16 protein-coding genes and 1 pseudogene are annotated in these 18,180 nt (G+C 72.0%); 8 read left to right on the top strand and 9 right to left on the bottom strand.

The features are described 5' to 3' along the window. Positions 1-7 precede the first annotated feature (7 nt). Positions 8-1,399, bottom strand: coding sequence for a sensor histidine kinase (locus BT341_RS47430; RefSeq protein ID WP_072479570.1), 1,392 nt, complete (start codon positions 1,397-1,399; stop codon positions 8-10). Continuing rightward, entirely contained in the window at positions 1,396-2,091 is a 696-nt protein-coding gene (locus tag BT341_RS30615) for a response regulator transcription factor (protein ID WP_072479569.1), read from the bottom strand. Before BT341_RS30615 ends, BT341_RS47430 begins: the two co-directional genes overlap by 4 nt. A 149-nt stretch (positions 2,092-2,240) precedes the next feature. Between BT341_RS30615 and BT341_RS30610 the strand changes: the two genes are divergently transcribed. Continuing rightward, entirely contained in the window at positions 2,241-2,672 is a 432-nt protein-coding gene (locus tag BT341_RS30610; RefSeq protein ID WP_072479568.1) for a DUF1707 SHOCT-like domain-containing protein, read from the top strand. Positions 2,673-2,683: 11 nt separating this feature from the next. On the opposite strand, the gene BT341_RS30605 is transcribed toward BT341_RS30610, so the two are convergent. The 3 genes from BT341_RS30605 to BT341_RS30595 are packed head-to-tail and all read right to left on the bottom strand — an operon-like array spanning position 2,684 to position 4,090. Next, positions 2,684-3,250, bottom strand: coding sequence for a maleylpyruvate isomerase family mycothiol-dependent enzyme (locus BT341_RS30605; protein WP_072479567.1), 567 nt, complete (start codon positions 3,248-3,250; stop codon positions 2,684-2,686). A 1-nt stretch (position 3,251) separates the two neighbouring features. Beyond that, positions 3,252-3,734 (bottom strand): SRPBCC family protein, encoded by a 483-nt coding sequence (locus BT341_RS30600; RefSeq protein ID WP_072479566.1) that lies wholly within the window; start codon positions 3,732-3,734, stop codon positions 3,252-3,254. Next, on the bottom strand, positions 3,731-4,090 hold the full coding sequence (locus BT341_RS30595) for an ArsR/SmtB family transcription factor (RefSeq protein ID WP_072479565.1): 360 nt from the start codon (positions 4,088-4,090) through the stop codon (positions 3,731-3,733). Before BT341_RS30595 ends, BT341_RS30600 begins: the two co-directional genes overlap by 4 nt. Positions 4,091-4,281: 191 nt before the next feature. Here BT341_RS30595 and BT341_RS30590 point away from each other — a divergent pair, with 191 nt between their 5' ends. Further along, entirely contained in the window at positions 4,282-4,596 is a 315-nt protein-coding gene (locus BT341_RS30590; protein ID WP_072482270.1) for a hypothetical protein, read from the top strand. Positions 4,597-4,956: 360 nt separating this feature from the next. On the opposite strand, the pseudogene BT341_RS46775 reads toward BT341_RS30590, so the two are convergent. Both BT341_RS46775 and BT341_RS30580 read right to left on the bottom strand, forming a co-directional pair. Continuing rightward, positions 4,957-5,223 (bottom strand): annotated as a pseudogene (locus tag BT341_RS46775) (RICIN domain-containing protein); the annotation flags it as partial. Further along, entirely contained in the window at positions 5,202-6,293 is a 1,092-nt protein-coding gene (locus BT341_RS30580) for a right-handed parallel beta-helix repeat-containing protein (protein ID WP_245805161.1), read from the bottom strand. The pseudogene BT341_RS46775 and the gene BT341_RS30580, both read right to left, overlap by 22 nt. A 92-nt stretch (positions 6,294-6,385) precedes the next feature. Here BT341_RS30580 and BT341_RS30575 point away from each other — a divergent pair, with 92 nt between their 5' ends. The 5 genes from BT341_RS30575 to BT341_RS30555 all read left to right on the top strand — a co-directional run bounded on the left by BT341_RS30575 (position 6,386) and on the right by BT341_RS30555 (position 12,663). Further along, positions 6,386-7,129 carry a FadR/GntR family transcriptional regulator gene (locus BT341_RS30575; protein WP_245805160.1) on the top strand — a complete coding sequence of 248 codons (744 nt, stop codon included), beginning with the start codon at positions 6,386-6,388 and terminating at the stop codon, positions 7,127-7,129. Between the two features lie 203 nt (positions 7,130-7,332). Further along, a complete protein-coding gene (locus BT341_RS30570; RefSeq protein WP_072479564.1) occupies positions 7,333-8,664 on the top strand; it encodes an extracellular catalytic domain type 1 short-chain-length polyhydroxyalkanoate depolymerase in 1,332 nt (443 codons plus the stop codon). Positions 8,665-8,699: 35 nt separating this feature from the next. Next, positions 8,700-10,073, top strand: a complete 1,374-nt coding sequence (locus tag BT341_RS30565; RefSeq protein WP_072479563.1) for an RICIN domain-containing protein — start codon at positions 8,700-8,702, stop codon at positions 10,071-10,073. Positions 10,074-10,140: 67 nt separating this feature from the next. After that, entirely contained in the window at positions 10,141-11,169 is a 1,029-nt protein-coding gene (locus tag BT341_RS30560; protein ID WP_072479562.1) for a LacI family DNA-binding transcriptional regulator, read from the top strand. Between the two features lie 36 nt (positions 11,170-11,205). Continuing rightward, complete coding sequence (locus BT341_RS30555) at positions 11,206-12,663, top strand: arabinofuranosidase catalytic domain-containing protein (RefSeq protein ID WP_245805159.1); 1,458 nt, start codon at positions 11,206-11,208, stop codon at positions 12,661-12,663. 149 nt (positions 12,664-12,812) lie between these two features. Here BT341_RS30555 and BT341_RS30550 read toward each other — a convergent pair whose 3' ends face one another. Together BT341_RS30550 and BT341_RS30545 are read right to left on the bottom strand one after the other, a co-directional pair. Continuing rightward, positions 12,813-14,447, bottom strand: a complete 1,635-nt coding sequence (locus tag BT341_RS30550) for a glycoside hydrolase family 27 protein (protein WP_072479560.1) — start codon at positions 14,445-14,447, stop codon at positions 12,813-12,815. 32 nt (positions 14,448-14,479) lie between these two features. Beyond that, positions 14,480-15,868, bottom strand: a complete 1,389-nt coding sequence (locus tag BT341_RS30545) for a glycoside hydrolase family 43 protein (protein ID WP_245805158.1) — start codon at positions 15,866-15,868, stop codon at positions 14,480-14,482. A gap of 338 nt (positions 15,869-16,206) precedes the next feature. Between BT341_RS30545 and BT341_RS30540 the strand changes: the two genes are divergently transcribed. After that, on the top strand, positions 16,207-18,180 hold the full coding sequence (locus BT341_RS30540; RefSeq protein WP_072479559.1) for an alpha-L-fucosidase: 1,974 nt from the start codon (positions 16,207-16,209) through the stop codon (positions 18,178-18,180).

Raw genomic sequence — 18,180 nt, 5'->3', positions numbered from 1 at the left:
GGTTTCCTTAAGAAGCGGCCAAGGGCAGGACGAGGTCGAACCGCGCGCCCCCGGTGTCGGCGCGGCCGGCCTCCGCGTGGCCGCCGTGCCGGTTCAGGACCTGGTCGACGATCGCCAGGCCGAGGCCCGAGCCGGGCAGGGCGCGGGCCGCGTCCGCGCGGTAGAACCGCTCGAACACGTGCGGCAGATCGGCTTCCGCGATTCCCGGGCCCTCGTCGTCGACGCGCACGCACACCTCGTCAGCCGTCGCCGTCATCGACACCCGCACGACGCCGCCGGGCGGTGACCACTTCGCCGCGTTGTCGAGGACGTTCAGCACCGCCCGTTCGAGCGCCGCCGGCCGGGCGACGACGTCCGCGCCCGTCAGCTCGGCCGCGAACGTCACCTTCGGCCACCGCGACCGCGTGCGTTCCAGCGCCGAACCCACGACGTCGGCCAGCGCCAGCCGTTCCGCCGCCTCGCTCGGCCGTTCCCCCGTGGACAGCTCGACCAGCTCGCCGATCAGCGCCGTCAGCTCGGTGGCCTGCGTGTCGAGGTCGGCCAGCAGCCGGGACCGGTCCTCCGCCGACAGCCGGCGCTCCGGGTTGGCCTCGGCGTGGATGAGCAGCTCGATGTTGTTGCGCAGGCTGGTCAACGGCGTGCGCAGCTCGTGGCCGGCGTCTTCGGCCAGCCGCCGCTGCTCGTCGCGCGAGCGGCTCAGCGCGCCGAGCATCGCGTTGAACGACGTCGCCAGCCGCCCGATCTCGCCGGACGCGGTGACGTCGATCGCCGCCGACAGCTCCTGCGTGCGCGCGACGTTCTCGGCCGCCGAGGTGAGGTCGTCGACCGGGCGCAGCGCCGAGCGGGCGATCGCCCGGCCGGCCAGCGTCGCCCCGAGCACGCCGGTCAGGGACACGACCAGAAGCCAGAAACCCAAGCGGGCCAGCGTCTTCTCCACGTCGTCGGAGTCCTGGGCGACCTGGACCAGGCCGCCGCCCGGCCGCGGCGCGGTCCACACCCGGAACGGGTCGCCGTCGATGCGGCGCAGGTCGGCGGTGCGGCCGAGCGAGCCGTCCGCGACGAACCCGTCGAGCGGGGACGCCGGGATGAGCGCCATCGCGCCCGCGGTGCCGGTCACCGCGCCGCCGGCGTCGAGGAACTGCACGGTCAGCCCGTCGTCCCGGCCGAACCCGCGGTCGTCGGCGGACCGCAGCGTTTCCAGCGCTTCCTCCGGCGACGACGTCTTCGCCGCCAGCTGGGCGTAGGACTGCAGCCGGGCGTCGAACTCGTCGTACAGATTCGCCCGGGTGATGCTCCACGAGCTCGCCGACACCGTGACCACGGCGATCGCCACCGCGGCGGCGACGAGCACGCCGAGCCGGGCCCGCAGCGACAGCGTCTTCCAGCGCGGCCGTCTCACAGCGGTTCCTCGCGCAGCACGTAACCGACACCGCGCACGGTGTGCAGCAACCGCGGCTCCCCGCCGGCCTCCAGCTTGCGGCGCAGGTAGCTCACGTAGACGTCGAGGCCGTTGGACGCGGTCCCGAAGTCGTAGCCCCAGACGTTCTCGAACATCACCGTGCGGGTCAGCACGATCCGCGGGTGACGCAGGAACGTCTCGAGCATCGCGAACTCCGTCCGGGTCAGGTGCACCGGGCGGGTGCCGCGGAAGACCTCCCGCGTCGCCGGGTCGAGGGTGACGTCGGCGAACCGCAGCGGCGGGGGCGCGGCCGGCGCGGGCGGGGCGTGGTAGTCGGTGCGCCGCAGCAGCGCCCGCACCCGGGCCAGCAGCTCCTGCAGGGCGAACGGCTTGACGAGGTAGTCGTCGGCGCCGGCGTCCAGCCCGGCGACCCGGTCGGTGACCGCGGTCCGCGCGGTCAGCATCAGGATCGGCACGGTGTTGCCCTCGGCCCGCAGGACCCGGCACGTCTCCAGGCCGCCGAGCACCGGCATGGTGACGTCGAGCAGGACGCCGTCGGGACGCTCGTCGCGGATCATGGTGAGCCCGGCGGCGCCGTCGCCGGCGACGGAGACGGTGTAGCCCTCGAAGCGCAGCGTCCGCGAAAGCGAGTCCTGCACGGCCGTTTCGTCGTCGACGATCACCAGGTGCACCCGGCGTCCCTTCGTCCGGCCAGCGATGACACACGGTGACTGTAGCCGAGCCGGCCGCCCGGGCCGGAAACTCTCATCGAAGCTTAACGTTCGCCCGCTTTTCCGCGGTTAGCCTCGGCAGCAGGGGATTGTGCGCGGAAGGAGAACCGATGAGCGAGAACGCGCCCGTCGGCGTGGCGGACGGGATCCGCTGCTCGGACGCGGAACGTGAGCGCGTCCGGGCGGCCCTCTACGCGGCGGCCGGCGAAGGCCGGCTGACCATGGCCGAGGTCGAGGACCGGCTGGGACAGCTGGAGCGGCTGCGCTTCCGGCACGAACTCGCGGCCCTGACCGCGGACCTGCCCGTGGCCGAGGCAGACGAGACGACGGGATGGCGGCCCGTCCTCGCCGCTGCCCGCCGTGCTCTCCTCGCCGACCTCGCGATCCTGCTCGGGCGCGCCGCCGAGCCCGTGCCCGGCCGCCGGCGACGGCTGCTGGCCGCCGTCGCCGGGGTGGTCGGGCTGCTGATGGTGGCCGCCGTCTTGCTGAGCGCCCTGCACGGGTTCGACGCCGGCGAATTCCGGCACGCGCACCGCGGCTGACCGCCCGCCGGCTACGGCCGCCAGGCGGGGTCCCGGCCGAGGAACGCCACGAGCTGGTCCTGCGGGGAAGCGTCGTCGCCGACCGGCACGGCGGGGCCGAACTGCCCGCTGTCCCGCAGGATCCGCTCCATGGGCCGCATCGCGGCCAGCGCTTCGGCGCAGCGCTCGCGGCCCAGGTCGGGCTCCCGGCCGAGCGCCTTGGCGAGATCCCAGGAGTGCAGCCAGATGTCGCCGGTGTAGAACTGGTCGATCGCCTCGTCCACGGGCTTTTCGCCGGTGTGCGGATTGCTCAGCACCCGCCCCGTCGGGGCGTCGAGGATCGCTTGGATGTCGGTGACGTGCTGCTTCCACGCGGCGCGCGGATCGGCTTCGACGTCCAGGCGCGCGAGCTCGATCCCGGCGCCCTTCAGGAAGTCGCGAGGCCAGTCGACCAGGTGCCGCACCACGTCGAGCGCCGTCCACTCCGCGACCGGGCTGGGCCGCGTCCAGTCTCCGTCCGAAGCGGACTCGACGATCCCGGTGAAGCGGGCGGCCTCGCGCGCGTGGCGCCCGGCCGGGCTCGAGGGATCCGGGGTCATCTCAGGCACCCTTCGCGAGGAGCTCGTCGAGCTTGTCGTAGCCCTGCTTGACGCCGGCGTCCATGCCACTGGCGAGCATGCCGTCCCGCGTGGCGAAGTCCGGCACCACGCTGAGCACCCTCAGCCGCGTGCGGCCGCCGTCGAGTTCTTCGAGGGTCAGGGTTTCGAGTGCGACTCCGTCCGGTTCGCCTTCGTAGGTGAAGGTCCACACGATCCGCTCGGGCGGCCGCACGTCGTGGAAGCTGCCGTAGAAGGCGGCGATCTCCTCGCCGTCCCGGTCGTTCGCGAAGGCCCACGCGCCGCCGGTGCGGGCGTCCCACCGGGTGATCCGCGTGGTGACCGAGTGCGGCCCGACCCACTGCGCGTAGAGCTCGGGGTCGACGTGGGCCCGGAACACCTGGTCCCGAGGGGCGTCGAACTCGCGGGTGATCTCGATCGTCGGCACCTTCGGGTCGGCCGTGATCTCGGTTTCGTGCTGGGTCATGATGCGTCCTCGCGGGTCTGCTTGTCGTCGCCGGTCATGCGGTCGAGCAGGGCGTCCAGCCGCCGGTAGCGTTCCTCGGCCCGGCGGCGGTACCGCTCGATCCACTTCGTCATCAGGTCGAACGTCTCGGCGTTGAGGTGCACCGGCCGGCGCTGCGCGTCCTTGCTGCGCGTGACCAGGCCGGCCTCCTCGAGCACCTTCACGTGCTTGGAGATCGCCTGCATGCTCATCTCGTACGGTGCCGCGAGCTCGCCGACGGTGGCGTCGGCGCTGGTCAGCCTGGCGACCAGGTCGCGCCGGGTGGGGTCGGCCAGCGCCGCGAACACCCGGTTGAGCTGTTCGGTGCTGTCGTCCACGGGTATCCTCAACCTTTCGGTTGAGTAGGACTGTAGGCCGCCGGAGCGCTGTCGTCAACCTTCTGGTTGAGAACGGGTCAGGTGAGGCGGACGGTGCCATGACCGCGTGGCCGGGACGCGGCCCGGCCCGGCCACCGGGTCAGGGAGATTCCCCGATGCGCGAACCCGGCACCGGCGGCGATCTTGGAACGATGAGCGCACGAGCGACGGAGGCGGCGACCCTGGCGGAGGTGGGAGCGGTCCTGCGCGAGCTGCCGTTGCCCCCGGTGGAAGTCCGGCTGCCGGCGGAACTGGCCCGGCGCGCGGTGGCGGCCTGGGCCCGCGACGACACCACGGCACCGGAGGCCGCGGAAACCGAGGCCGACCGGCGAACGCGCCACCACGCGGGGACGCTCGCGTTGATCGGCCTGGCCGTGCGGGCTCACGGGCGCCGGGAGGGGGAGGACGTCGTGGTGCCCCTGCCGGTGGAGCTGGCGGGCGTGGCGATGGACGCTGCGGACGGTTGAGTTGCCGCGCCCGGGAGGACCTGCGCGGGGTTTGATGGCTGCGGGGAGGCTGCGCGGGTTGGTGGCAGCCGGGGACGGCTGGGTTGCCGCGCCCGGGAGGACCTGCGCGGGGTTTGATGGCTGCGGGGAGATTGCGCGGGTTGATGGGCGCCGGGGAGGGCTGGGTTGCCGCGCCGGGAGGACCTGCGCGGGGTTCGGCGGGGAGGACTGCGGGGGTTGCTGGCCACCGCGCAGCCGCGGCTCCGCGCCCGCAGGGGCGCGACGGGTTGGTGGCCGCCGCGGGGTCACGGCCGCGTGCCGGTCACCGGTCCCACGGGCGGCCGATCAACCCGCACCCGGGGCGAATCCCGGGTGCGGGCGTCAACCGGTCGTCCACGTCTGGCCGCTCTGCCCGGTGCACGTCCACAGCCGGACCGGGGTGCCGTTCGCCGTGGCGCCGGCCGACGGCTCCAGGCAGAGTCCCGATTGGACACCCGTGATCGTGCCGTTCGCGTTGGCCTGCCACTTCTGGTTGGCCTGGCCGTTGCACGTCCAGATCACCACCTTCGTGCCCGGGGTCGTGCCCTGGCCGGAGGCGTCCAGGCACCGCGTGCCGTCGTAGACCGTCAGCTCGCTCGCCGCCGTCCGTTCGGCGTCGAGTACACCGGCTGGAAGTCGTACAGGCCGCGGTTGCGGTAGTCCTGGCTGCCGCCCGGGTCGTTGGCGCCCCAGCCCCAGCCGACGTCGACGCCGTCGTAGGTGAGGTCGGCGACGTCGTTGTGCGTGATCACCGCGTGCGTGACGTACGTCGACAGGATGCCGGCCATTTCGCGGTAGTCCAGGGCGACCCGGGACACCGTGTTGTACGACAGCGTGATGTCGCGGTCGGTCATCGCGGGGTCGGCCGGGTGGTGCGCGTCCGGCCGGACGCCGCCGACGACGATGCCCGCCCCCGAATCCTCGGTGAAGGTGTTGTGGTCCACCGTGACCGACGACGCGCCGAGACCGACCCCGGACGCGTGGGCGTCCGCGTCGTTGCCGATGCCCAGCGCCACCTGCCCGAGGTGGGCGAAAGTGTTGCCGGTGAAGGTGATCCCGGTGGCCGCCGACACCTGGATGGCCGCCGGAGCCTGCGCCCAGCCGTTGCGGGCGCCCTCGAACTGGCGGCAGCCCGACTGGCACGAGGTCAGGAAGTCAGCCGGCATCGGCGCCGCGGCCGGCAGGAACGTGCCGCTCTGCTGGTTCGCGTAGCCCACCGACGTGCCCGGCGTCAGCCACGTCGTGTGCTCGAAGCGCAGGCCCTTGAAGGTGAGGCCGCGCACCGGGTTGCCGTAGCTGCCGCTGATCCGCAGCAACGACGTCAGCCGGGGCAGCTCGACGTCGTGGCTGCCGGGCACCCATCCGCCGGGTGCCTTGTAGTACAGCCGCCCGGCCTGCGGGTCGAGGAACCACTGGCCGGTGTTCTTGAGGAACGCGTAGGAGTTCTCCAGGAACAGCTGGCCGCCACCGAAAGGCTTGGCGAGCGTGTCGTAACCCCAGTTGTTGTTGTTCCACGCCGGTTGTTGCATGACGACCGAGCTGCCGCTGACGTGGTCGACGGGGGAGTACCGGTCGGTGAAGGAGTTCTGGCTCTCCACCTCGATCCGGTTCTGCTGCGGCAGCGTGGCCAGGTAGTTCAGCGCGGAGTTGACGATCGTCATGGCGTTCGACGCGTTCAACTGCGGAAAAGTATGTAAGTTTCATTCCGGGCTTGCCGGTGTTGACGCGCCAGCGCCGCCCGGCGGTAGAGTCACTGAGTCGTACTCATCGAGTGACCAGTGACGAGGAAACGGCGCCGTCCGTCCCGTGCCGGCCCGGCTACGAGGTGGTGGCCGAGCAGATCCTCCGGCTCATCGCCGAGCTGCGGCTGCGGCCCGGCGACCGGATGCCGACGGAGAACGAGCTGGCGGCGCGGATGGGAACCAGCCGGACCGTGGTGCGGGAGGCCGTCAAGATCCTTTCGGCGCTCGGCCGGGTGCGCGCGCACAAGGGACGTGGGCTGTATGTGTCCGACGACGAAGGCATGCTCGGCGCTTCCGGGTGGGGCGGGTTCTTCCTGCCCGCCGATCTCGGCCACGTCCACATGCTCTTCGAGTCCCGCCGGATCCAGGAGACCGCCGCCGGCCGGCTCGCGGCCGTCAACGCCACGCCCGGGGAGCTGCGCGCGATCGAGGCCGCCGCCGAGACCTGCCGTCGCGGTCACCTGACCGGCCGGAGCGCGTTGTTCGACCGCGGGGACGACGAGTTCCACCTCTGCGTCGCGGCCGCCTCGCACAACCAGTTCCTCGTCGTGGCCGTGCGCGAAGCCCGCCGGCTGCAACGCCGGACGAACATCGTCGGGATGTCGGGCACGGTCGGCGGGCACGCCGCCGACGCGCTCGACGAGCACGACGCCATCCACCGCGCGATCCGCGACGGCGACCCGGACGCGGCGGCCCGCGCGGCCGCCGTCCACATCGACAACACGCTGGAGGACTACCGCCGCGAGATCCAGCAGCGCATCTTCGGCCAGTGAGCGCAGCATGCCGTGCTGCGCCGATTCCTTTGTGGACAGACGCGCGTCCGGCGCCGGATCCCCTTGCCGCGAGTAACTTTCACACCGCATTGACCTTGCCGCCGCCCGCTCCTATCTTGGCTCTTGCCGTTCGGTGACCGGACGAGCGCACGGCGCGCACCCCCGCGCGCTCCGACCATTGTGGACCAACCAGGGAGCCCGTGGTGAACCGCCTGATCCGTGTCCTGTTCGCGTTGGCCCTGCTCGCCGTCACCGCGCAGATCGTGACCGCCCGGCCCGCCGAAGCGGCCGCGTTGACCCGCATCGACGGCTTCGGCAGCAATCCGACCAATCTCGGCATGTACCTGTACGTGCCGGACCGGCCGGCGCCGAAGCCGGCGCTGCTCGTGCTCGTGCACTACTGCGGTGGCTCGGCCAGCGCCATCGCCAACGGCAACGGCCACGACTACCTGACGGCCGCCGACCGGTACGGCTACCTCGTCGTCGTGCCCGAGGCCACCCGTGACGGGCACTGCTTCGACGTGTCCACGAAAGCCGGCCTCACCCGCAACGGCGGCAGCGACTCGACCGGCATCATGGCGATGGTGGCCTGGACCCGCCAGCACTACGACGTGGACCCGGCCCGGATCGTCGTCAGCGGCTTCTCCTCGGGCGCCATGATGACGAACGTACTGGCCGCCGAGTACCCGGACGTCTTCTCCGCCGGTGCGGCGTTCTCCGGCGTGCCCGCCGGCTGCTTCGCGACCACCGACGGGTCGCTCTGGAACAGCCAGTGCGCCGGCGGGAACGTGATCAAGTCCGCGCAGCAGTGGGCCGATCAGGCCCACGCGATGTACCCGGGCTACACCGGCGGTTACCCGAGGATGCAGCTGTGGCACGGGAACCAGGACACCACCCTGGCGTACCCGAACTACGGCGAAGAGATCAAGCAGTGGACCGCGCTGCACGGGCTGGGCCAGACGCCGTCCTTCACCGACCACCCGCAGCAGAGCTGGACCCGGAACCGGTACGGCGGCACCGGGACCCGCGCGACCGTCGAGGGCATCACCGTCGCGGGCGCCGGGCACACCCTGCCGCAGGCGGGGATGCTCGCCTACGCCGTTTCCTTCCTCGGCCTGGACACCGGCGGCGCGGCCACCACGGGCGCCCCGCTGCGCTCGGTGGCGGCCGGGCGGTGCCTGGACGTGCCGGGCGTGTCGGCCACCGCCGGCACGCGCACCCAGATCTGGGACTGCCACGGCGGCACGAACCAGACGTGGACCACGACCGCGGCCGGCGAGCTGACCGTCTACTCCGGCGACACGCTCCGCTGCCTCGACGCCGAGGGCGGCGCGACCACCCCGGGCACGGCCGCGATCATCTGGCCGTGCCACGGCGGGGCCAACCAGAAGTGGCGGATCGACGCGGACGGCACGGTCACCGGGACGCAGTCGGGCCTGTGCCTCGACCTCGCCGGCGGCGCGACCGCGAACGGCACCGCCGTGCGGCTCGGCACCTGCACCCACGCCACCACCCAGCAATGGACCAGGAACTGAAGGCCACGATGTCGAAGACCAGAGGGAGCCGCGTCATGGTGAGATACCGAGCCCTGTTCGCCTCCGTCGCCGTCGGAGCGCTGCTCGCGATGGCGGGGAACGGCACGGCCGAAGCCGCCGGTGCGGGTGCGACGCCGGCGGCGGCCGCCGCGGGCACCGCGGGCTGCGGAAAGGCCCCCGGGCTGGCGAGCGGCAGCCACACGATCTCCAGCGGCGGCCAGAACCGCAGCTACATCCTGCGGGTGCCGAACAACTACGACAACAACCACCCCTACCGGCTCTTCGTCGGGCTGCACTGGCGCGGCGGCACGGCCAACGACGTCGACTCGGGCGGCACCGACGGCTACAACTGGTCCTACTACGGGCTCCGGCGGCTGGCCGACAACGCGAACAACGGCACGATCTTCGTGGCGCCCCAGGGCAACGGCAACGGCTGGGCCAACCCCGGCGGCCAGGACGTCACGTTCGTCGACGACATGCTGCGGCAGCTCGAGGCGGCGCTGTGCGTCGACACTTCGCAGGTCTTCGCCGGCGGGTTCAGCTACGGCGGCGCGATGAGCTACGCGCTCGCCTGCGCCCGGCCGTCGGTCTTCCGCGCGGTCGCCGTCTACTCGGGGGCGAACCTGAGCGGCTGCAGCGGCGGCACCCAGCCCGTCGCCTACATCGGCCTGCACGGCATCCGGGACGACGTCCTGCCGATCGCGTCGGGACGCGCGCTGCGGGACACGTTCGTCCGGAACAACGGCTGCACACCGCAGAACCCGCCGGAACCGGCCTACGGCAGCCTGACGCACATCGTCACCGCCTACTCCGGCTGCCGGGCCGGCTACCCGGTGGTCTGGGCCGCCTTCGACGGCGCGGGGCACGACCCCGGCCCGCGCGACGGCTGCACCTGTGACGGCTGGCAGACCTGGACCTCGGGCGAGGTGTGGAAGTTCATCACCCAGTTCGACTCCACCACCCCGCCGCCGTCCGGCTCGCCGGTCCAGGTCGGCGTCAGCTACACCTTGACGGCCGAGCACAGCGGCAAGCTCCTGGACATCGCCGGCGTCTCGACCGCGGCCGGCGCCCTGCTGCAGCAGTGGACGGCCACCGGCGGCCAGAACCAGCAGTTCGACTTCCTCGACTCCGGTGACGGCTACTACCGCGTCCGGGCCCGCCACAGCGGCCTGGTGCTCCAGGTGGCCGGTTCCGGCACCGGCGCCGACATCAGCCAGCAGCCCGACTCCGGGTCCGCGGCCCAGCAGTGGCGGGTCACCGACCTGGGCGGCGGCGTGGTCAGCCTGGTCAACCGGCTGAGCGGCCTGACGATGGACGTCTGGGGCGCCTCGGCCGCCGACGGCACGCGGGTCTCCCAGTGGACGGCCACCGGTGGTGCGAACCAGCGATTCCGGCTCCAACGCGCCTGAGTCAGCCGATTGGAGGGGATATCCTCGAGCGAGCCCATCCGGACAACGACGTCTTGGGAGAGCGAACGTGTCGTCCGTCGAGTCACCCGAACTCCGTCCGACCCTGGCCGACGTCGCGCGGGCGGCCGGGGTGTCCACCGCCACCGCGTCCCGCGTGCTCAACGGCTTCCCGCGGGTCCGGCCGAAAACGCGCAGGCAGGTCGAGTCGGCGATGTCGTCGCTGGGCTACGCCCGGCAGCGGGCCGCGCGCGCCTCGACCGGCGGGCGCACCGGCTCGGTCGCGCTGGTGGTGTGCGAGGAGGTGCTGCGGCTGTTCGCCGACCCCTACTTCGCCCGCATCTCCGCCGGGGCGGGCAAGGAGCTGACCGCCGCGGGCCTGCAGCTCGTGCTGCTCACCGTGCCCGCGACGGAGGACTACCAGGCGCCGGTGGTGCGCTACCTCGACGGCGGGCACGTCGACGGCGCACTGGTCGTCGGCATGCACGGCCGCCGCCCGCTCGACCTGGGCTGGCTCGGCATCCCCGTGGTCTTCGCCGGACGGCCGGTCTGCCCGCGGGAGCCCGGCCGCTTCTCCTACGTCGACGTGGACAACCGGGGCGGGGCCCAGCGGGCGACGCAGCGGCTGATCGACGCGGGACGGCGGACGGTGGCGACGATCGCCGGGCCGCAGGACATGACCGCGGGCGTGGACCGGCTCCTCGGCTACCGGCAGGCGGCGGCGGGCGCCGGCCGGGACCACCGCGGGCTGGTGGTGTTCGGCGACTTCGGCCAGGCGTCGGGCGAGCACGCCACCGCGCGCCTGCTGGACCGCAAGCCGCACGTCGACGCCATTTTCGCCGCGTCGGACATGATGGCGGTCGGCGCGCTGCGGGCCCTGCGCCGCGTGGGACGGCGGGTGCCCGGTGACGTCGCCGTCATCGGGTTCGACGACCTGCCGGTCGGCCGCCGCACGGACCCGCCGCTGACCACCGTGCGCCAGCCGATCGAAGAGATGGGCACCCGGATGACGGCCGAGCTGCTGGCGATGCTGGGCGGCTCGGCCGCGCCGGGCTGCGCGGTGCTGGACACCGAGCTCGTCATTCGAGCTTCGGCTTGATGTTAGCGCTAACATTCGGCACCTCATGGAGGTCTGGTGAGCATTCGAGCCAATCCGGCGCGGGCCTTCGTGGTCCTGGCCGTGCTGGTGGCGGCCGCGCTGACCGGCGCGGTCCCGGCGGCCGCGGCGGCGACGGCCTTGACGAGCGCCGCGTCGGGGCGGTGCCTGGACGTCAAGGGCGCCGTCGACACACCGGGAACGGCCTTGGAGATCCGGGACTGCACCGGGCAGGCGAGCCAGGCCTTCGAGTTCACCGCCGCCGGCGAGCTGCGGGCGATGAGCGGGACACGGTGCGTGGACGCCTACGGCAACCGGACCGCGCCCGGCACCGCGGTGATCATCTGGACGTGCACCGGCGCGGCGAACCAGCAGTGGCGGCGGAACGCCGACGGGACGATCACCGGTGTCCAGTCCGGGCTGTGCCTCGACGTGACCGGCGCCGCCACCGCCAACGGCACGGCGGTCATCCTCTGGACCTGCCACGGCCAGGCCAACCAGCGCTGGACGACCGGGACACCGCCGCCGTCCGGAACGGGCCCGTGCGACATCTACGCCTCGGGCGGCACGCCGTGCGTGGCCGCGCACAGCACGGTTCGCGCGCTCTTCGGTTCCTACGGCGGGAAGCTGTACCAGGTCCGGCGCGCGTCGGACAACACGACCCGTGACGTCGGTGTCGTCGCGGCGGGCGGCGCCGCCGACGCCGCGGCCCAGGATTCCTTCTGCGCCGGGACTTCCTGCGTCATCACGGTGGTCTACGACCAGTCCGGGCACGGAAACGACCTGTGGTACCAGGGATCGAGCGTCGTGCCCGGGTCCAGCCAGAGCAGCCCCGCCAAGGCGACCTCGGAGTCGCTCACGGTCGGCGGCCGGAAGGCGTATTCGCTGTTCATCAATCCCGGCAACAGCTATTGGCGCGACGGCCACCTGACCGGCGTGCCGACCGGCGGCGCGCCGGAGGGCATGTACATGGTGACCAGCGGGAAGCACGTCAACAACGGCTGCTGCTTCGACTACGGCAACAGCGAGACGACGAGGAAGGCCGACGCGGCCGGCGCGATGGACGCGCTGAACTTCGGCACGCAGTGCTGGTTCGGCGGCTGCGCCGGCACGGGCCCGTGGGTGCAGGCCGACCTGGAATGGGGGCTCTACCCCGGCGGCAGCCAGTCGTGGAACCCGAACCAGCGCGCGTTCACCGGCAAGTTCGTCACGGCGGTGCTGAAGAACAACGGCACGTCCCGGTTCGCGTTGAGGGGCAGCGACGCGCAGTCGGGCGGCCTGACGACGCTGTGGGACGGCGGGCTCCCGCCGGGGTACAGCCCGATGAAGAAGCAGGGCGCGATCGTGCTGGGCAGCGGCGGCGACTGCTGCAAGCCGGGCGGCGGCGCCAACCTCAGCGCGGGGACGTTCTACGAAGGAGCGATGGTGGCGGGCTACCCGTCCGACGCGACGGAGAACGCGGTCCAGGCCAACATCATCGCCGCCGGCTACCGCTGACGGCGAGTCCCCCGGGGAGAGGCGGGTGCCCGGGCCGTTCGGGGACGGCCCGGGCACCCGTGTGTTCGCCGGAAGCCCGGGCGGGGTTGCCGGGTGACGCACGAGGCGCCCGGGCCGTCGCATGACGGTCCGGGCGCCCTCGCGTCTTCTCAGGCCCGTGCCCAGCGCTGGTTCGCCTGGCCGTTGCAGCTCCAGAGGATCACGTGCGTCCCGTTGGCCGTGGCCGCGCCCTCGGCGTCGAGGCACAGTCCGGAACGGACGTTCCGGAGCGAGCCGTCCTGGTTGAAGGTCCACTTCTGGTTGTCCTGGCCCGTGCACGGCTGGCTCAGCACCCGGGCGCCGCTCGCGGTCCCGTCCAGGCACTTGTCACCGAACACGCGGATCTCCCCGTTTCCCCAGGTCGTCCACAGCTGGTTCGCCGCGGTCTGGCAGTCCCAGATCAGCGTGCCCGCGCCCGGCGCCGTCGACGCGTTGTCCACGTCGAGGCAGCGGCCCGACCCGGTGCCGCGCAGCCGGGACGTCGTCGCCGCCAGCGGGGTGCCGCCGGACACCCGGTACACCGCGATGCCGTGGGCGGGCACGCTCGCGGTGATCGGGCCGCTCGTCGGCGACGTGCCGCCGGTCCACAGGTCGGTCAGCGTGAACGCCGACCCCGCCAGCCCGATCTGCGCCGCGGTCGTGCCGACCGTCGAGGTGCCGCCGCCGCGGTTGAGCAGGCCCACCGCGACCGAGCCGTCCGCCAGCGGCTTGGCGAAGACCTCGACGTCGCCGTCGTCGCGCACCCGGCGCCCGCCCGCGCCGAGCCGGTCCTGATCGACCGCCAGCAGCCGCGGGTTCCGGAGGATGGCACTGACGTCGGCCGCCATGCTGCGGATGTCGTTGCCGGCCATCAGCGGCGCGGCCATCAGCGCCCACAGGGCGAAGTGGGTGCGCGACTCCGTCAGCGACAGCCCCGGCCGCCCGACCACCAGCATGTCCGGGTCGTTCCAGTGCCCCGGCCCGGCCTGGGCGGCCAGCGGGGCGGTGACGTCGAGGACGTTGCCCACGCCCATCGGGTAGCTGTTGGTGTTGCCGTTCTGCCAGATGTCGAGCAGGTCTTCGGTGGTGCGCCAGAGATCGGCCACCTCGCCCCAGTTGTACTTGTCCCCGGTGATGGCGTGGTAGCTGTTCGGGTTGATGCTGTAGACGATCGGGCGCCCGGTGGCCCGCAGCGCGTCGCGCATCACGGTGAACCGGGCGACCTGCTCGTCCCGTGTGCCGGCGGGGGAGCACCAGTCGTACTTGAGGTAGTCCACGCCCCACGACGCGAACGTCTGCGCGTCCTGCGCCTCGTGCCCGGCGCTGCCGGTGGACCCGGGGTAGGTGCCGGTCCGCTGGGCGCAGGTGCGCTCGGTCGGCACCTGGTAGATGCCGAACTTGAGGCCGCGGCTGTGGATGTAGTCGCCCAGCGCCTTCATCCCGCTCGGAAACTTCGACGGGCTGCCGCGCAGCGCGCCCTGGGTGTCGCGCTGCGGGTCGAACCAGCAGTCGTCCACCACGACGTACTGGTAGCCCGCGTCCTTCATCCCCGACGAGACCATCGCGTCGGCCGCCTGGCGGACGGCGGTTTCGCTGACGTTGCAGCCGAAGCTGTTCCAGCTGTTCCAGCCCAGCGGCGGGGTGAGCGCCGGGCTGCCGGGCGCGGCGGCCGCGTCCGGTGGGGACGGTGTCGTGGCGGCCACGGCCAGCGCCGCCGCCGTGGCGGTGAGCAAGGACAGCACGCGGTGAAGCGGTCGAACGGGCATCTCGCCCCTTTCGGTGTGGGGTGCGGGAAACGTCAGGCGGCGAACTGCCACCAGTTCACGTTGAACAGGTAGCCACCGCCTCCGGTGAACCGGAAGTACACGTCGTGCGTCCCCGCCGTCCCGGTCACCGGGCAGGACACGCTCGTCCAGGTCTGCCAGCCACCGGTGCCGGGCACGGTGCAGGTGCCGGCCAGGGTGCCGGCGGCGTCGTCCAGGCGGATCTCGAGCCGGCCGCCCGAGGTCGCGGACGCCACGCGCGCGGTGAACGTCTTGGCGCCGGCGCCGAAGGCGGCGCCCTTCACCTTGATCCAGTCGCCGTTCTCGAGCCAGCCGACGTCCCGCCCGCCTTCCCCCGACGGCTCGGTCTCGACGCCGGACTCCCAGGCGATCGTTTCCGCTTCCTGCCGCGTGTACGGGTTCAGCGTGCCGACCTGCGGCGCGCCCGTCGTGGTCATGGTGATGGTGGGGAACGTGCCGTCGGCGCGGTAGCTGAACTTCTCCACGGCCACCGAGCGGGTGTAGCCACCACCGCCCGGCAACGCGCCGTTGTGGTAGAAGAAGTACGAGTTCCCGTTGAAGTCGATCACGCCGGGGTGGTTGGTGAAGCTGCTTCCCTGCGTGGGCATGATGGTCCCGCGGTAGGTCCACGGCCCGGTCGGCCCGGGCGCCGTCGAGTAGGCGATGAACTCCGGGCAGCAGCTCGCGGCGAAGACGTTGTAGTACAGGCCGTTGCGCTTGTAGACCCACGGTCCTTCTTCGAACAGGGTCGGCCGCGAGGTGTTGCCCGGGCGCGTGCCGAAGCCGGCGGTGGTGAGCGGGATCTGGGTGGGGCTGCCGGAGTAGGAGATCATGTCGGGGTTGAGCTTGACGTACCACAGGTGCGGGTTGCCCCAGTACAGGTAGGCCTGGCCGTCGTCGTCGACGAACACCGTGGGATCGAACTCGCCGTTGGCGACCAGCGGGTGGCCGAGCGCGTCACTGAACGGGCCCGTCGGGCTGGTCGAAACGGCGACGCCGATGCCCATCGCGCCGGTCGCCCGGACCGTCATCGGGACGTACCAGTAGAACTTGCCGTTGCGGTAGATCGCCTGCCCGGCCCAGGCGTTGGCGCTCGCCCAGCCGAAACTGGCCAGGTTCAACGGGGATCCGTGATCGGTCCAGTTCACCATGTCGGCCGACGACCACACGCGCCATTCCTTCATGGTGTAGTTCGTCGACCCGTCTTCGTCGTGGCCGGTGTAGAGGTAGACGCGGCCGTCGTGGACCAGGGGTGCCGGATCGGCGGTGTAGATGGTCTGGACGATCGGGTTGTCGGCCCTGGCCACGGCGGGCAACAGCGCCAGTGCGCACAGCAGGCCGGTGAGCAAGGCGAATCCGCGCCGGGACTTGCGGATCGCCGAAGAGGGGGACGCGACTTTCACGGGTGCTCCTTCGGTAGTGGTCACCGTTGTTTCGCGCGCTCCGGGGCCAGGCGAACAGCAGTGTGACACGGCGATGTTCACGCTCACAAGACGTGCGCCGCGATTGCGTCGCCGCGTTTCCCGCCGGCGCGAGGAATGAAACTTACACATCTTTCGTCGGTTCCTGCCCGGCGTTTCGGCCCGCTTTGCCGCCGGGCCGGGAAAGAGGGCTTGACCACCGGGTCACCCGCGCCTAGACATGGTGCAGTTCCGCCGGTCCGAACGCCCGGAAACGGTCGGGCGGCGTGAATGTTAGCGCTAACTCAAACCGCGTCCCGGAGCCGAGGAGGCCGCCCGTCATGTCCCCGTTCAGCCGTCGCACCATGCTGGGCCTGGTCACCGTGAGCGGCGCCGCGGCGGCCGGCCTGCTGCGCGGCGGTGCCGCGTCGGCCACCGCCGGCCCGGCCGCGTACACACCCACCTGGTCGTCGGTCGACCAGCACCCGCCCGCGGCGGAGTGGTTCCAGGACGCCAAGTTCGGCATCTACTTCCACTGGGGCGTCTTCAGCGTCCCCGCCTTCGGCAACGAGTGGTACCCGCGCACCATGTACATCGCCGGCTCGGCGGAGAACGACCACCACAAGGCCGTGTACGGCGACCCGTCGGTGTGGCCGTACCACAACTTCATCAACGGGGCGCGCGACAAGTCCGGCGCCTGGGTCCAGTTCGCCCCGAAGCTGAAGTCCGCGGGCGGGAACTTCGACCCCGCCGAGTGGGCGCAGCTGTTCGCCGACGCCGGCGCCCGCTTCGCCGGGCCCGTCGCCGAGCACCACGACGGCTTCTCGATGTGGAACAGCGCGGCCAACGAATGGAACTCCGTCGCCAAGGGTCCGCGGCTGGACCTGGTGCGGCTGCACGCCGACGCGATCCGCGCCCGCGGCCTGAAGTTCATGGTGTCGCTGCACCACGCCTACCACTTCACCGGCTACTACGACCACGTGCCCGCGCAGTCGGACGCGGGCTTGCGCAAGCTGTACGGCCAGCTCGGCTCGGCGGCGGAAAACCAGCTGTGGTACGCCAAGCTCGCCGAGGTCGTCGACGGCTACCGGCCGGACCTGCTGTGGCAGGACTTCAACCTGTCCCACGTCGACGAGTCGCGGCGGCTGGACTTCCTGGCGTACTACTACAACCGGGCGGTCGCGTGGAACAAGGACGTCGTCGCCACCTACAAGGACGGCTTCGACAACCGCGGCGAGGTCTTCGACTTCGAGCGCGGCGGCCCCGGCGACATCCAGAACCCGTACTGGCTGACCGACGACAGCATCTCCAGCTCCAGCTGGTGCTACACGACCGGCATCGGCTACTACTCGATGAAGGCCATGCTGCACGCGCTGATCGACCGCGTCAGCAAGAACGGCACCATGCTGCTGAACATCGCGCCGACGGCCGACGGCACCATCCCTCCGGGACAGCGCACGATCCTGCTCGGCATCGGCGACTACCTGGCCCGCTTCGGCGAGTCGATCTACGCGACCCGCGCCTGGTCGGCCTACGGCGAAGGCTCGACGCAGATGGGCGGCGGCTCCTTCACGACCCCGCGCGAGGGCACCGCCCGCGACATCCGGTTCACCCGTAGCAAGGACGAAACCGTCCTGTACGCCACGGTTCTCGGCTGGCCCGGCGCCACCCTGGACATCGCGACGCTCGCCACGGGCCGGATCGACCTGGGCTCGCTGCGGGCCGTGCAGCTGCTCGGCGCCACCGCCGGGTCGTTCGTCGACCTGCCCGGCCGCACCCAGGACGGCTCCGGGCTGCACATCCGGATGCCTTCGGCGACCGCGCCGTTCAGCGCCCCGGCGTACGTGGTGCGGCTGGCCTTCTCGGGCCGGATCCCGGCCCTCGGGTCTCCTCCGGTGCCGGCGAGCTGGGTGCGGATCGCGAACGTCACCACCGGGCTGGTGCTCGACAGCGGCGGGAACGTCGCGTCCGGCTCGGTGCTCAAGCAGTGGTCCTACGACGGCTCGACCAACCTGCACTGGCAGCTCGTCGACCTCGGCACCGGATACCACCGGATCGTCAACCGCACCAACGGCATGGTCGCCGACAGCGGTGGCCGGACCGGCAACGGCGTCAGCGCCGTGCAGGCGCCGTGGACCGGCAGCGACAACCAGCAATGGCGGCTGGCCGCGCTGGGCGACGGGCGCTACCAGATCGTCAACCGGGCCACCGGAACCGCCCTCGACGGCGCGGGCAACACCACGTCCGGGTCCACCGTCGTCCTGTGGGCGCCCAACAGCAGCACCAACAACCAGTGGACCGTCACGGCCGTCTGA

This window comes from Amycolatopsis australiensis (assembly GCF_900119165.1).
In the GTDB taxonomy this organism is placed as follows: Bacteria; Actinomycetota; Actinomycetes; order Mycobacteriales; family Pseudonocardiaceae; genus Amycolatopsis; species Amycolatopsis australiensis.
The sequence above is the reverse complement of the archived record's forward strand: the minus strand, read 5'-3'. Positions and strand labels throughout refer to the sequence as shown.

Coding starts and splice junctions, on each gene's coding strand:
- BT341_RS30610 (WP_072479568.1), top strand. CDS start 2,241: ATGAGCGAGAACGCGCCCGTCGGCGTGGCGGACGGGATCCGCTGCTCG.
- BT341_RS30605 (WP_072479567.1), bottom strand. CDS start 3,250: ATGACCCCGGATCCCTCGAGCCCGGCCGGGCGCCACGCGCGCGAGGCC.
- BT341_RS30600 (WP_072479566.1), bottom strand. CDS start 3,734: ATGACCCAGCACGAAACCGAGATCACGGCCGACCCGAAGGTGCCGACG.
- BT341_RS30590 (WP_072482270.1), top strand. CDS start 4,282: ATGAGCGCACGAGCGACGGAGGCGGCGACCCTGGCGGAGGTGGGAGCG.
- BT341_RS30565 (WP_072479563.1), top strand. CDS start 8,700: ATGGTGAGATACCGAGCCCTGTTCGCCTCCGTCGCCGTCGGAGCGCTG.
- BT341_RS30550 (WP_072479560.1), bottom strand. CDS start 14,447: ATGCCCGTTCGACCGCTTCACCGCGTGCTGTCCTTGCTCACCGCCACG.
- BT341_RS30540 (WP_072479559.1), top strand. CDS start 16,207: ATGTCCCCGTTCAGCCGTCGCACCATGCTGGGCCTGGTCACCGTGAGC.